This window comes from Burkholderia pulmonis, from assembly GCF_984667975.1.
Map to the genome: position 1 here is coordinate 3,298,062 of NZ_OZ480186.1, position 13,906 is coordinate 3,311,967.

Sequence of the window (13,906 nt, forward strand, 5' to 3'; positions counted from 1 at the left end):
GCCCGTCGTGCTTACTTCTTCTTGCTGAACATCAGCAGGATCGAATCCCAGATACGGCCGAAGATACCCGCTTCCGGCACGGCCTGCAGCGCGACGACCGGGAATTCGGACAGCGTCTTGCCGTCGGTGACGATCTTCACGGTGCCGACCTGCTGGCCTTCCGCGAGCGGCGCGATCAGCGGCGCGTTGATGTCGACTTCGGTCTTGACCTTGTCGCCGAGGCCGCGCGGCACGGTCGCCCACTGGTCGCCCTTCACGCCGACCTGCACGGTGTTTTCCTTGCCCTTGTAGATGCGCGGCGTCGAGATCGCCTGGCCGCCCTTGAACAGGCGCACCGAATCGAACGCGCTGTAGCCGTAGTTCAGCATCTTCATGCTGTCCTGCGTGCGCTCGCCTTCCTTCTGCTCGCCCATCATCACCGACACCAGGCGGCGCTGGCCGTCGACGCCCGGGATCGGGCGCTTCGCCGACGCGATCAGGCAGTAACCGGCCGCCTGCGTATGGCCGGTCTTCAGGCCGTCGACCGTCGGGTCGAGCCACAGCAGACGGTTGCGGTTGCCCTGGCGGATGTTGTTGTACTTGAATTCCTTCTCCGAGAAGATGCTGTAGTACTGCGGAAAATCGCGGATCAGGTGCGCCGACAGCCTCGCGAGGTCGCCGGCCGTCGTGTAGTGGTTCGGGTCGGGCATGCCGTTCACGTCGGCGAAGTGCGTGCCCTTCATGCCGAGGCGCGCCGCCTCGTCGTTCATCATCGTGACGAACTGCCCTTCGCTGCCGCCGACGAGTTCGGCCAGCGCGATCGCCGCATCGTTGCCCGACTGGATGATCATCCCGTACACGAGGTCATGCACGGACACCGGCTTGTTCGCCTCGATGAACATGCGCGACTCGTCGCGGCCGACGCGGCGCACCGCGTCGCTCGGCGTGACGATCTGCTCCATCGAGATCTTCTTCTTGTCGAGCGCCTCGAACACGAGGTACGCGGTCATCAGCTTCGTCAGCGATGCCGGCTCGACGCGTTCGTCCGCATTGCCCGACGCGAGCACCGTGTTGCTGCTCGCATCGACGAGCACCCACGAGCGCGCATTCACGCCCGGCGGCGGCACCGCACCCGGCATGTAGGTCGCGGGCGCGCCGGTGAACTGCTCGGCGGCCGGCGCCGCATGCGCGGCCTTGGCCTTGGCGGCCGGCTTCGCCTCGGCGACGACGATCGTCGACGCGAGCGCGACAGGCAGCATCACGCCGAGCGCAACGTTGCGCGCGACGGTGCCGAAGGCGATGGAGGAAGCGAGGGACTTGAGGCCTTGGGGAGACAGACGCATGATCGATTCAGGCTGATGGCAGAAAGTGCGGTGCGAAACGCGCAGGGTTGAACGGCAAGGCGGCGGGCGTTTCGGGCACTCGCCCGACAATCGTCGGGCGACGCGAAACGCGCCGGTTGGACTCGTGCGGACGCGTTCGGTTCGCGGCCGTCGCGAGCGGGCGGACAGGCGGCGAAACGAGCGCCGCATGGGCCCAGCCGGGCCGCGGGCGACGCGGAATGCGGCCATTATACGTGGCCGCGAACGGCGTTTTCGCGAACCGGGCGCCGGACGGCCGCATACCGGCTCCTGGAGCATAGCGCGGGCATGCCGCGGGCAAGCGCGTTCGAAGCCGCGCGAAAGGCGCGCGCAGGCGGTGTGCAAGTCGGGTTGCGCCGCGCGATGCGGCGCGATGTCGCGCGAGGTGTCGGGAAGGGGTGCGCATCCGGCCGGGCGCCGGTGCGCGGGACGGGCCGCCGGCGGCCGCTTACGCCGGCAGCCGCTTGCCGGTCAGCGCCATGCGTCGACGATGATGCGCTTCAGCACGTGCAGCTTGCGATGGAGGAAATGCTCGGCGCCGGGGATCACGACGACCGGCAGCTCCTGCGGCCGCGCCCAGTCGTACACCGACGCGATGGGCACCGTGTCGTCGGTTTCGCCGTGGATCACGAGCGTGTTCTCGGGCACGTCGGCCACCTGCCAGCGGCTCGCGGCCGTGCCGACGAACACCATCCGCTCGATCGTCTCGCCCGCGTCGCGCAGCCGCTTCGCGACGTGCGACAGCACGAAGGTGCCGAACGAGAAGCCCGCGAGCACGAGCGGCAGATCCGCATAGGCGGGCTGCGCGCGCATGTGCGCGAGCACCGCGAGCAGGTCGTCGGCCTCGCCGGTGCCGTTGTCGTGCACGCCTTCGGTCGCGCCGACGCCACGGAAGTTCGACCGGTAGACCACGTAGTTCAGTTGGACGAGCGTGCGCGCGAGCGTTTGCGCGACCTTGTTGTCCATCGTGCCGCCGAACAGCGGATGCGGGTGCGCGACGAGCGCGATGCCGCGCGGCGCGGCGCCGTCTTCGCGCACGGCGTCGGGCAGGTCGACCGCGATTTCGATCTGCCCGACCGGGCCCGCGATCAGCGACTTCTGCGTATGAACGTTCATTCGGCCGGCCCGCTCAGATCTTCAGGCGGTCGACGACCTTGCCGTCGCGCAGGTGCGATTCGACGATCTCGTCGATGTCGGCCTGGTCGACGTACGTGTACCACGTGCCCTCCGGATACACGACCATCACCGGCCCTTCCTCGCAGCGGTCGAGGCAGCCGGCCTTGTTGATGCGCACCTTGCCGGGGCCCGCGAGGCCGAGTTCCTTCACGCGCTTTTTCGCATATTCCTGCATGGTCTGCGCGTCACATTGCGCGCAGCTCGGGCGCTCGGCGCCCGGTTCGCGCTGGTTCAGGCAGAAGAAGACGTGGTGCTGGTAGTAGGAATCCATGATGGTGACGAGCGGCCCGGCGCGAGGCCGTGCGGAAAGAGGGGCGATGGAGTGCCGTTGCGCGAAGCGGCAACGGAGGATGCGGACGATTATAGCGACCGGCGCACGCGGCTGCCCGTGATACGGTCGCCGCCGCGCCGCTTCGGCTCGCCCCGCGTCAGCGGCGCAGCGCGGCCGGCAGCCACGCGTGCTCGACGCGCTGGCCGAGCCAGATCAGCGCAGCATAGGGCCAGATCCATGCGAGCCAGCGCGCGATGCTGTTGAAGTGCACGTAGCGGCCCTGCCGCCAGCCCGACAGCGTGAAATCGAAGAACGGATTGACCGGCAGCAGGTTCACGAGCGCCACGCCGGCCAGCAGCGCGAGCACCGCGAGCGTCGCGCGCCAGGTCGCCGGCACGCGCAGCGCGACGAGCGCGGCCGCGAAGCCGAGCTCGATGCCGAGCCGCGCGCCGGGCGTCGCCCACACGACGACGAGGCCCGTGGCCGACTGCATGAACGTCGCGGCCGCCTTCAGCACGAGCGTGGCGGCCACCAGCGCGATCAGCAGCCGGATGCGCGGCGCGTTCGGCCGCATCGCGAGCGACGCGATCGCGAGCGCGGCGAACAGCATCAGCCCGCCGAGCATGGCCTCCCACGCGGAATCGGACAACCAGCCGTCGACCCGTTCCGGCCATTCGCTGACCTGCCACGCGGCCGGCAGCCACGCGAGCAGCGCGTCCTGCATCGACGCGTCGGCGCGCTCCCACAGCGCGGCCGGCCAGTCGCCAATGCCGAACAGGAACGGCGACGGAAACAGGATCGCGAACGGCCACAGCGCGGCGAGCAGCAGCGGCGTCGCGCCGTCGGCCTCGAACCACGCGAAGCGCAGCCGGCGCAGCGCGCCGCGGTCGAGCAGCGCGCCCGTGGCCGGCGCGACGAGCGCCGCGCCCAGCAGCGCGCCGAGCGCGTTCGCGCCAAGATCGAGATTCGACGCGACGCGCGTCGGCAGGTAGGTCTGCAGCGCTTCCATCGATCCCGACAGCAGCACGCCGAGCCCGCCCGCGATCAGCGTCGCGGCCACGCCGCGCCAGCGCGGGTGCAGCGCGAGCACGCCGAGCGCGCCGAACGGCAGGTAGCCGAGCACGTTCGTGACCACGTCGAACGCGGTCACGTAGCGCTGCATCGGTGCGAACAGGTAGTCGAACGGCCCGATGCCGAGCGATACCCAGCCTTCGAACGGATACAGCGATGCGTAGACGATGAGCGCCGCGTAGGCGGCAAAGGCCTGCCGCGCGAGCGGCGATGCGCGATGCGCGCCGGTCGCGTTCATCGCGGCTGCGCGGTGTGCGTCACGGCGTGCCCGCGTACGCCTGCATGCCGACCCACGCGGCGATCTGCGACACGAGTTCGTCGCTCGCCGTTGCGAGCGCGCGGGCGCCGCCAGCCGCGTCGGGCGTGCTCGACGGTGCCCGCGCGACGAACGTGCGCTGGCCGAGCACCTTGCCGTCGAGCGTCAGCGTCGCGCGCGCGGTCACCGCGCCGTGGCTCTGCGACTGCCCGTCGAACACCTGCTCGAATTCGTTCAGGTCGACCTTGAGGGTCGGCGCGCGCACGCCGTCGGACCCTTCGAGCACCGCGCCGCGCGACGACAGCGCGCCGCGCAGCCGCTGCGTGAGCAGTTGCGCGGGCGGCGCGGTCCAGCGGCTGTCGCGATAGACGGCCACGTGCTGCGCATCCGCATACGCGAGGCGGTACGCGAACTTGTCCGAGTCGAGCGCGTCGGGGGCGGCGACGTCGAGCACCTTCAGCGCGGGGCCCGAACCGGCCGTCACGACCGAAGACGCAGGCCCGAGGTCGTAGCGGACATTGGACAGCACCGCGCTGTTGCCGGCGCAGCCGGCCGCCAGCGCGAGCGTCAGCACGGCAAGCGCGGCCGCGGCGGGACGCAGCGCGCGGTCAAGGATTCGTGGCATGGCGTGTTCCTGCATGATGTTTCCGGTTTCGATGGACGTCAGGTCCGGCCACAAGCAGCCGGACGATCGATCAACTGCTGCCGTATGTCACTTCCCGGCCGTGGCACCCGGCCAGACGAAGCCCGCTTCGCCGGGCCCCGGCGCCGCGCCGGGCGAACCGAACAACAGACTGCGCGGGTTGCGGCCGAGTTCACCGGCAACGTCCTTCAATTGCCGCGACGCGTCGCCGACGCTGCCGGCCAGCGCATTGAAGCGCGGCAGCGTGTCGTACTGCACGCGCGCGTTGAGGTCGTTCAGCGCGACGCCGACCTGCTCGGCGGCCGTGCCGGCCTTGTTCAGGTTCGACACGAGCGGCCCGTTCGGCTGCAGCAGCGTGTTCGCCGACGCCATCGTGCGATCCACGTCGCGCATCGTCCCCGGCAACGCGGCGACAGCCGGGCCGAGCTGCTTCGTCAGCGTGGCGGCGCCGTCGGCCGCGTGCTGCAAGCTTTCGGCCGTCGCGCGCAACTGCTCGCGCATTTCAGGCGACATCAGCGCGTTCGCGCTCTTCGCGGCCAGTTCGAGCTGCCGCAGCAGCACGTCGCCGCGCTCCTGGATCTGGTCGAACAGGCTCGGCCGCATCGGGATCTGCGCGATCGTCTTCTCGGACGACGGCAGCGGCGCCAGATCGCGCCCCGTATCCTCGAGCTGCACGAACGCGATGCCCGTCACGCCCTGGAAGCCGAGGCTGCCGTAGGTCGACTGCGTGATCGGCGCATCGTGATCGACGAGGATGCGGATCCGGATCTGGCCCGGATGCGTGCGATCGAAGCCGATCGACTGCACCTTGCCGACGTCGAGCCCGCGAAAGCGCACGGCCGCGTCCGGGAACAGCCCCGTCACGTTGGTGCGCGCGAGCAGGTCGTACGGCACGCGCACGGTGCGGTCGACGTTGAACCAGAACACGGTGCCCGCGATCGCGAGCGTCAACGCGATCGTGAACAGGCCGGCCCAGAACGCATGTGATTTGTTTTCCATTCGCGGGTTCCTTCCTTCTTGCCTTGCCTACAGCTCGACGCTCGACAGCGCCGGTTCGAGGGCCGCCTTCGGCAGCTTCGCGCGCCGCTCGGGCGGCAGCGCCTGCAATGCGCGGCGCCCGCGCAGCCCCAGGAAATATTCGTGGATGAACGGATGATCGACGTTCGCGGCCTCCTCGACCGGCGCGGCGACCAGCACCTTGCGGTCGGCCAGCACCGCGACGCGCGTCGACAGCGCGACCATCGTGTCGAGGTCGTGCGTCACCATCACGACGGTCAGCCCGAGCGTGCGGTGCAGCGTCGCGATCAGCTCGACGAATTCGTCCGATGCCTGCGGATCGAGGCCGGCCGTCGGCTCGTCGAGGAACAGCAGCTCGGGCTCGAGCGCGATCGCGCGCGCGATGCCGACCCGCTTCACCATCCCGCCCGACAGCGCGGCCGGCATCTTCGACGCGTGCTTGCACGGCAGGCCGACCATCTCGAGCTTCAGCATCACGATATCGTGCAGCAGGTCCGGCGGCACACGGCCAAGCTCGCGCAGCGGCTGCGCCACGTTGTCGAACACCGTCATCGACGAGAACAGCGCGCCCTGCTGGAACAGCATCCCCGAGCGCGTGCGCATCATCCGCGCGCTCGCGGCGTCGATCGTCGCAGTGTCCTCGCCGAACACCTTGATCGTGCCCGACGTCGGCCGCTCGAGGCCGAGGATCTGCCGCACGAGCGTGGTCTTGCCGGAGCCCGAGCCGCCGACGATCGCCACGATCTCGCCGCGCCGCACGTCGAAGTCGAGCTTCTGGTGAATGATGTTGCGCCCGTAGCGCTTGGTCAGGTTGCGCACCTCGATCACGAGGTCGCCGGCATCGGCCGTCGCGGCGCCGGTTGCCGCGGCATGCGCGATCGGGTCGTTCGATGCGTTCATCCGAGCCCCACGTTCTGGAACAGGATCGCGAACACCGCGTCGGCGAGGATCACGACCGTGATCGACGACACGACCGACGTGGTCGTGCCTTCGCCGAGGCTCTGGGAATTCGCCTTGATCCGGAAGCCGAAATGGCACGCGACCAGCGCGATCAGCATGCCGAACACGACGCCCTTGCCGACGCCGATGTACAGGTTCGCGATCGGCACGACGCCCGGCAGCGAGCGCACGAAATAGTTGACGTCGATGCCGAGCACCAGCTTCGCGGCAAGCGCGCCGCCCGTCAGCGCGACGATGTTGGTCCACATCACCAGCAGCGGCATCGCGACGCCGAGCGCGAGCACGCGCGGCAGGATCAGGCGCAGCCCGTGCGGGATGCCCATCACGCGCATCGCGTCGAGTTCCTCGGTCACGCGCATCACGCCGATCTGCGCGGTGATCGCCGAGCCCGAGCGGCCCGCGACGAGGATCGCCGACAGCACGGGGCCGAGCTCGCGGATCACCGACAGCCCGAGGATGTTCACGATGTAGCGGTTCGCGCCGAACATCTGCAGCTGCTGCGCGGACAGGTAGCTGAGCACGATGCCGATCAGGAACGCAACGAGCGCGGTGATCGGCAGCGCCTGCGCGCCGGCGCTGTAGATGTTCGCCGAGGTTTCCTTCCACGGCATCGTCTGCGGGCGGCGCAGCACCGACAGCGCATCCAGGATCACGAGGCCGAACAGTGCGATGCCGCCCTTCAGGTGTTCGCCGAACGCGAAGATCGCCTGGCCGAGCCGCGTGACGGGATCGACGCGCACCACGCGCTCGGGCGCCTCGCGCTCGCTGTCGAGCCGTTCGATGCGCTCGAAGATCGTGCGCTGCGTGGCGCTCAACGCGACGCCGGCCGGCAGCTTGCGGCCCCACACGCGCCACAGCGCCTGGCCGCCGACGTGGTCGAGCCGCTCGATGCCGGACAGATCCCATTCGCTCACGCGCCCGGTCGCGATGCTCGCGATGCGGCGTGCGACTGCACCGCGATTGCGCGCGAGCGCGAGCGCGGTCCACTGGCCGTAGAGGCGCACCGTCTGGCCCTGACCGCCGGCGTCGACCGACAGGCCGGGAGGAGTCTCGAAGTCCAAGGGCAGGTTGTTTGCAAAAGGATGACAGCGGCCATTGTAGCGAACCGCCCGGCGCCGCGACGTGAGGATTTCCGTGAGGGCGCGCAGCCGGGCGCGCGGGGCCCGGGGCAGCGGGCACGGGCCCGCCCGACGCCGCCGCGCGCCGCGGCCCGTTGCCGGCGTCGCGACCTTTCATTCTTCCGTCACGTTTCCTTTCGATACTCTCACGCGCCGCACATCAGGCCGTCGGCGCCTCGCGCCGCCATTCGCTGCATCCCTCGCGTTTCATAAAACAGAACACCGAACAGGACAACCGATGCGTTTCCCCCCGCTTTCCCGCCGCCACGTACCGGCCGCCGCCGCGCTCGCCAGCCTCGCCTTCGCCCTCGCCGGCTGCGGCGGCGACGACGTCACCGCCACGCCGCCGTCGCAGCCGCAGGCCCAGACGCCCGTCGGCACGACGGCCACGCTCGCGCTGCTCGAGACGACCGACCTGCACACCAACGTGCTGTCGTATGACTATTTCAAGCTCGCCGCCGACAATTCGCTCGGCTTCGAGCGCGTGTCGACGCTGATCGCGCAGGCGCGCGCGCAGTTTCCGAACACGCTGCTGCTCGACAACGGCGACACGATCCAGGGCACCGCGCTGTCGGACTACCAGGCGCTCGTGAAGCCGGTCGGCTGCGACCAGACGCTCGCGATCTACAAGGTGATGAACGCCGCGAAATTCGACGGCGGCGGGATCGGCAACCATGAATTCAACTACGGGCTGCCGTACCTGTCGCAGGTGACCGGCAACACGTTCGAGATCGACGGCCTGCCGGCGCCGGCCCAGCAGAAGAAGTGCGCGGGCCCGAACTTCCCGCAGGTGCTCGCGAACGTCATCAGCGCGAAGACCAACGCACCGCTGTTCACGCCGTATACGATCCTGACGCGCACGGTGACGGCGACGACGCCGGACGGCAAGACCGTCAGCGCGCCGGTGAAGATCGGCATCATCGGCTTCACGCCGCCCGCGATCATGAACTGGGACAAGCGCTGGCTCGACGGCAAGGTCTACACGACCGGCCTGAAGGAAGCGGCCGAGAAGTACATTCCGGAAATGCGCGCGAAGGGCGCCGATCTCGTCGTCGCGATCTCGCACGGCGGCCTCGACAACTCGACGTACTCGCCGACGATGGAGAACGGCAGCTGGTGGCTGTCGAAGGTGACCGGCATCGACGCGATGCTGATCGGCCACTCGCACCAGGTGTTCCCGGACGCGAACAGCACCGTGTCGCAGTTCAACCTGCCGGGCGTCGACAAGGTCAAGGGCACCGTCAACGGCGTGCCGACCGTGATGGCCAACTACTGGGGCAAGCACCTCGGCGTGATCAAGCTCGGCCTGAAGTTCGACGGCAAGGCGTGGAGCGTCGACAAGTCGCAAACGACCGTCGAGGCGCGCTCGACCCAGAACGCCGACAAGAGCTACGTCGCGGCCGACCCGTCGGTCTCCGCCGCGATCGCGGCCGAGCACCAGGCGACGATCGACTACGTGAAGACGCCGATCGGCTCGACCGACTACCGGATGAACTCGTACTTCGCGGATGTCGGCGATCCGGGCGCGATCCAGATCGTCAACGAGGCGCAGGCCGACTACGTGAAGACCTACGTGCAGGCAAACCTGCCGCAGTACGCGTCGCTGCCGGTGCTGTCGGTCAGCGCGCCGTTCAAGAGCGGCTTCGGCGGCGGCACCGACTACACCGACGTCGCGCCGGGCGCGCTCGCGATCAACAACGCGGCCGACCTGTACCTGTATCCGAACACCGTGTACGCGGTGAAGGTGAGCGGCGCCGACGTGAAGAACTGGCTCGAGACGGCCGCGAAGCGCTTCAACCGGATCGACCCGACGAAGGCGACCGTGCAGCCGCTCGTCAGCACGTTCCCCGGCTACAACTTCGACATGTTCACGTCGGCCGATCTCGCGTATGAAATCGACGTCGCGCAGCCGCTCGGCAGCCGCATCAAGAACCTGACGTACAAGGGCGCGCCGATCGACCCGAACGCGCAGTTCATCGTCGCGACCAACAACTACCGCGCGAGCGGCGGCGGCAACTTCCCGGGCCTCGACGGCAGCAAGACGATCTTCGCGTCGCCCGATGCGAACCGCGACGTGCTGATCGCGTTCGTGAAGCAGCGCGGCAAGATCACGCGCGCGGCCGACGGCGCGCAGCGCAGCTGGCGCTTCACGAAGCTCGCGAGCTCGGTCGCGCACGTGCAGTTCGCGTCCGCCCCGAACCGCCTCGGCGACGCGGCGGCGGCCGGCCTGACCGGCATCACGCAGGTCGCGGCCGACGACGGCTCGGGCAAGAACCTCGCCACCTACGAGATCGACCTGACGCAATGAGACACGCGATGCAACCGATCCGGACGATGCGGCCGGCCGAAACCGGCCTGGCCGCCGCCGCGCGGCGCATGCTGCGCGCGAAACTCCCGCCGGCCGCGCTGCTCGCGGCGGCGGCCGTGACCGTCGCGGCCGTCGTCGCGACGGCGGGCCTGCGCGGTGCCGGCCCCGCGCCGAGCGCCGCGCAGCTCGAGGAATGGCAGGCGATGGTCACGCAGGCGACCGAGCCGCATGCACTGGCCCAGTTGCGCACGCTCGCGCGCCGCGGCTCGGGCGCAGCGCAGGCGGCGCTCGGCATCGCGCTCGTCGACGCACGCGAACCGGGGCTGCGCGACGAAGGGCGCGGCTGGCTGGAAACGGCCGCGACGGCGGACGGCAAGGCCGACGCACCGGCCGCGCGGCGCGCGCAGCTCGCACTCGGCAAGGCGATACTGCTCGGCAGCAGCGACGTCCCGAAAGACTATGCACGCGCCCGCGCGCTGCTCGGCGCGGCTGCCGGACAGGGCGACCCGGCCGCCGCGTATTATCTCGGGCTGATCTACCGCAGCGGTTACGGCGTCGCCGCCGATCCCGTGCAGGCCGCGCACTGGTTCGAGGTCGCGTCGCAAGCCGACATCCCGGCCGCGGACTTCATGCTCGCGAACGCGTACCGCGACGGCAGCGGCGTGCCGCGCGACGACGCGCGCGCACTGGCGCTGTATCGCCGCGCCGCCGAGCACGAGCTGCCGGAAGCGGTGCAGACGCTCGCGATGGCCTATCGCAACGGCGAACTCGGGCTCAAGCCCGACGCGGACGAGTTCCACGCGCAGTGGATCGAGACCGCGCACGCGCTGAAGCACCCGGTCGTCGCGCCGTAACGGCCGTTCGGCCAGGTCGCACGCGAGTGTGATCTGGCCGGACCGCGGCTGCATGACACTCAAGACCCGCGCCTCGCACGCCGAGCATCGATCGCAGGGCGTCGTTTCGAGCACGCCCGTCGATGCGCGCGCGGCAATGCCTTAACATGCAGCCTCACAATAAAACCTGAGAGAACTGCATCATGCTCGATCGCCTGTCCCGGCTTCGCGCCGCCCTCGGCGTGGCCGTCATTTCGGTCACGGCCACCCCGCTCGCGGCACTCGCCGCCACGCCCGCCCACTACGACATCTTCAACGCCGCGCTCTGCAAACCGCCGTTTACATCGGACCTGATGGATTCGATCTACAACACCGCGAAGGCGGCCGACCCGAAGCCGGACGAGTCGATGCTGGGCGCCGCGGTCTATCGCCTACCGGAGCCGATCCGCCGCGACGGCTTCACCACGCAGCACGTGGTATTCGTCAGCACCGGGATCGGCGTGCTCGTCGACGGCGAAGTCGCCGACCGGCTCGCCGAGCGCTACCAGCTCACGCTCGAGAAAGGCCACCTGCTGGGCGCATCGTCCGTCGGCTATTCGCGCCGGCTGTCCGTCCGCGGCCCGGGCGGCGCGCTGATCCTCGTGTCGGCCCGCCAGGGCCCCGCGCTGAAGGGCAAGACGCTGCTCGCCTGCGAAATGACGTCCGAAGAGGACATCAAGGCGCTCGAGCAGATGGAAAAGAAGCACTGAGCCGCGCCACGGCGCCCCGGCGCCGTGCCGGGCGGCGCGCACCCGTCTCCGGCGCGCGCCGACGCCCCCTGTCGCTACAATAGGCGCCATGAACGCCCCCACCTCCTCCGACACGCCCGAATCCGGCGACGCGCACATCGCGCGCAACCGGCTCGAGGCCCATCTGGACGCCACGCCGCGCGCGTGGCCGCTCGACATCGTCGCCGCCACCGGCTCGACCAACGCCGACGTCGCGACGCGACTCAAGGCGCTGCCGCGCAGCGCGAACGCGTTGCCCGCGCCGCTCGTGCGCGTCGCGTTCGAACAGACGGCCGGCCGCGGCCGGCAGGGCCGCCCGTGGTTCGCGCAGCCCGGCAATGCGCTGCTGTGCTCGGTCGGCTGCATCGTGCCGCGCGCCATCGATGCGCTCGGCGGCCTCAGCATCGCGATCGGCGTCGCGCTCGCCGAAGGGCTGGCCGCGCTGCCGCTCGACGCCCGCATGCGCGTCGCGCTCAAATGGCCGAACGACCTGCTGCTGGCGGCCGACGACGACGGCACGCCGCGCATCGTCGGCAAGCTCGCCGGGATCCTGATCGAAACCGTCTGGACCACCGCCGACGCCACCGCCGTCGTGATCGGCTTCGGCATCAACGTGCGCGGCGCGGAAGCCGTCGCCGCGCAGGTCGACGCGCTGCGTGCGCGCGAAGCGACGCTCGCGAGCGGGCTGCCGCCCGCCGCGCTGTCGATCGCGTGCGCATCGGCCAACCTCACCGATACACTCGCCGCGTCGCTCAACGCGCTCACGCCCGCGCTCGCCCAGTTCGGCACCGACGGCCTCGCGCCGTTCCTGCCGCGCTGGCATGCGCTGCACGCGTACGCGGGTCGCGAAGTCGTGCTGCTCGAACAGGGCGTCGAACGCGTGCGCGGCATCGCGACCGGCATCGATGCGACCGGACAGTTGCTGCTCGACACGCCGAACGGCGTGCAGACGATCGCGGCCGGCGACGTGTCGCTGCGCGAAGCGCAATGAACGAGCCGTACCTGCTGATCGACGCCGGCAACAGCCGGATCAAGTGGGCGCTCGCCGATGCGCAGCGCACGCTCGTCGGCACGGGCGCATTCGGCCACACGCGCGACGGCGGCATCGACCCCGACTGGTCACAGCTGCCGCGGCCGCGCGGCGCGTGGATCTCGAACGTCGCGGGCGCCGACGCGGCCGCACGGATCGACGCGCTGCTCGATGCGCGCTGGCCGGGCCTGCCGCGCACGACGATCCGCTCGCAGCCCGCGCAGTGCGGTGTGACGAACGGCTATACGACGCCCGATCAGCTCGGCAGCGACCGCTGGGCCGGCCTGATCGGCGCGCACGCGGCGTTTCCGGGCGAGCACCTGCTGATCGCGACGTTCGGCACCGCGACGACACTCGAGGCGCTGCGCGCGGACGGCCGCTTCACGGGCGGGCTGATCGCGCCCGGCTGGGCGCTGATGATGCGCGCGCTCGGCACCCACACCGCGCAGTTGCCGACGCTGACCACCGACATCGCGAGCGGGCTGCTCGCGCTCACGCAGGCCGAACCGTTCCAGGTCGATACGCCGCGCTCGTTGTCGGCCGGCTGCCTGTTCGCGCAGGCCGGACTGATCGAGCGCGCCTGGCACGACCTCGCGGATGCATGGCAGGCGCCCGTGCGGCTCGTGCTGGCCGGCGGCGCGGCGGACGACGTCGCGCGTGCGCTGACGGTCCCGCATACGCGGCATGACGCGCTGATCCTGTCCGGGCTCGCGCTGATTGCCGCGGAAGCGGCGCAGGATTGACGGGAAGGCAAAGGCACCGGCATCGCGCCGGCGGCCCGCACGGTCGGCGGATGCCATGAAAAAGCCGGCCATGCGGCCGGCTCGACTGAATGACGTGAACCACGTCGATGACGACAAGGAGTTTCGACGATGCTGCGCTGGCTGATCGCTGTCCTCTTTCTCGCCAACATGCTCGCGTTCGTGGTGGCGCGCGGCGTGTTCGGGCCGCTGCCGTCGGCCGGCCCGCGCGAACCCGGCGTGCTGTCGCGGCAGGTGCAGCCCGACGCGCTGCGCGTGACGCCGCTCGCGCAGGCGACCGACCAGCCCGTCGTCGGCGGCCCGATCGCGCCGCCGGCCGTCACGGCCGCGCCGCTCGCGGCGTCCGCCCCCTGAC

Annotated in this window: 14 protein-coding genes; 6 read left to right on the forward strand and 8 right to left on the reverse strand. The window is 70.3% G+C overall.

The window, feature by feature from the left end; translation table 11 throughout:
• Positions 1-11 precede the first annotated feature (11 nt).
• The 8 genes from AC5LXK_RS15330 to AC5LXK_RS15365 form a co-directional block, all read right to left on the reverse strand.
• Entirely contained in the window at positions 12-1,322 is a 1,311-nt protein-coding gene (locus AC5LXK_RS15330) for a D-alanyl-D-alanine carboxypeptidase family protein (RefSeq protein WP_493389563.1), read from the reverse strand.
• A gap of 489 nt (positions 1,323-1,811) precedes the next feature.
• Positions 1,812-2,456, reverse strand: a complete 645-nt coding sequence (locus AC5LXK_RS15335; RefSeq protein ID WP_175885710.1) for an alpha/beta hydrolase — start codon at positions 2,454-2,456, stop codon at positions 1,812-1,814.
• Positions 2,457-2,469: 13 nt separating this feature from the next.
• Positions 2,470-2,787 carry a (2Fe-2S) ferredoxin domain-containing protein gene (locus tag AC5LXK_RS15340; RefSeq protein WP_011694422.1) on the reverse strand — a complete coding sequence of 106 codons (318 nt, stop codon included), beginning with the start codon at positions 2,785-2,787 and terminating at the stop codon, positions 2,470-2,472.
• 157 nt (positions 2,788-2,944) lie between these two features.
• Positions 2,945-4,096 carry a VanZ family protein gene (locus AC5LXK_RS15345; protein ID WP_493389564.1) on the reverse strand — a complete coding sequence of 384 codons (1,152 nt, stop codon included), beginning with the start codon at positions 4,094-4,096 and terminating at the stop codon, positions 2,945-2,947.
• A 19-nt stretch (positions 4,097-4,115) separates the two neighbouring features.
• Positions 4,116-4,754: an ABC-type transport auxiliary lipoprotein family protein gene (locus AC5LXK_RS15350; protein ID WP_425127632.1), complete on the reverse strand. Its 639-nt coding sequence runs from the start codon at positions 4,752-4,754 to the stop codon at positions 4,116-4,118.
• A gap of 72 nt (positions 4,755-4,826) precedes the next feature.
• A complete protein-coding gene (locus tag AC5LXK_RS15355) occupies positions 4,827-5,756 on the reverse strand; it encodes an MlaD family protein (protein ID WP_493389565.1) in 930 nt (309 codons plus the stop codon).
• Between the two features lie 27 nt (positions 5,757-5,783).
• Positions 5,784-6,674 (reverse strand): ABC transporter ATP-binding protein, encoded by an 891-nt coding sequence (locus tag AC5LXK_RS15360; RefSeq protein WP_493389566.1) that lies wholly within the window; start codon positions 6,672-6,674, stop codon positions 5,784-5,786.
• Positions 6,671-7,795, reverse strand: a complete 1,125-nt coding sequence (locus AC5LXK_RS15365) for an MlaE family ABC transporter permease (protein ID WP_493389567.1) — start codon at positions 7,793-7,795, stop codon at positions 6,671-6,673. Before AC5LXK_RS15365 ends, AC5LXK_RS15360 begins: the two co-directional genes overlap by 4 nt.
• Before the next feature lie 295 nt (positions 7,796-8,090).
• Here AC5LXK_RS15365 and AC5LXK_RS15370 point away from each other — a divergent pair, with 295 nt between their 5' ends.
• The 6 genes from AC5LXK_RS15370 (at position 8,091) to AC5LXK_RS15395 (ending at position 13,905) form a co-directional block, all read left to right on the forward strand.
• On the forward strand, positions 8,091-10,160 hold the full coding sequence (locus AC5LXK_RS15370) for a bifunctional 2',3'-cyclic-nucleotide 2'-phosphodiesterase/3'-nucleotidase (RefSeq protein WP_493389568.1): 2,070 nt from the start codon (positions 8,091-8,093) through the stop codon (positions 10,158-10,160).
• An 8-nt stretch (positions 10,161-10,168) separates the two neighbouring features.
• Positions 10,169-11,014 (forward strand): tetratricopeptide repeat protein, encoded by an 846-nt coding sequence (locus tag AC5LXK_RS15375; RefSeq protein ID WP_493389569.1) that lies wholly within the window; start codon positions 10,169-10,171, stop codon positions 11,012-11,014.
• A gap of 182 nt (positions 11,015-11,196) precedes the next feature.
• Positions 11,197-11,742: a hypothetical protein gene (locus AC5LXK_RS15380; RefSeq protein ID WP_493389570.1), complete on the forward strand. Its 546-nt coding sequence runs from the start codon at positions 11,197-11,199 to the stop codon at positions 11,740-11,742.
• A gap of 88 nt (positions 11,743-11,830) precedes the next feature.
• On the forward strand, positions 11,831-12,751 hold the full coding sequence (locus tag AC5LXK_RS15385; protein ID WP_493389571.1) for a biotin--[acetyl-CoA-carboxylase] ligase: 921 nt from the start codon (positions 11,831-11,833) through the stop codon (positions 12,749-12,751).
• A complete protein-coding gene (locus tag AC5LXK_RS15390) occupies positions 12,748-13,533 on the forward strand; it encodes a type III pantothenate kinase (protein WP_493389572.1) in 786 nt (261 codons plus the stop codon). The genes AC5LXK_RS15385 and AC5LXK_RS15390 overlap by 4 nt, the downstream gene beginning before the upstream one ends.
• Positions 13,534-13,662: 129 nt before the next feature.
• Positions 13,663-13,905: a hypothetical protein gene (locus AC5LXK_RS15395; protein WP_493389573.1), complete on the forward strand. Its 243-nt coding sequence runs from the start codon at positions 13,663-13,665 to the stop codon at positions 13,903-13,905.
• The last annotated feature ends 1 nt before the right edge of the window (position 13,906 follow it).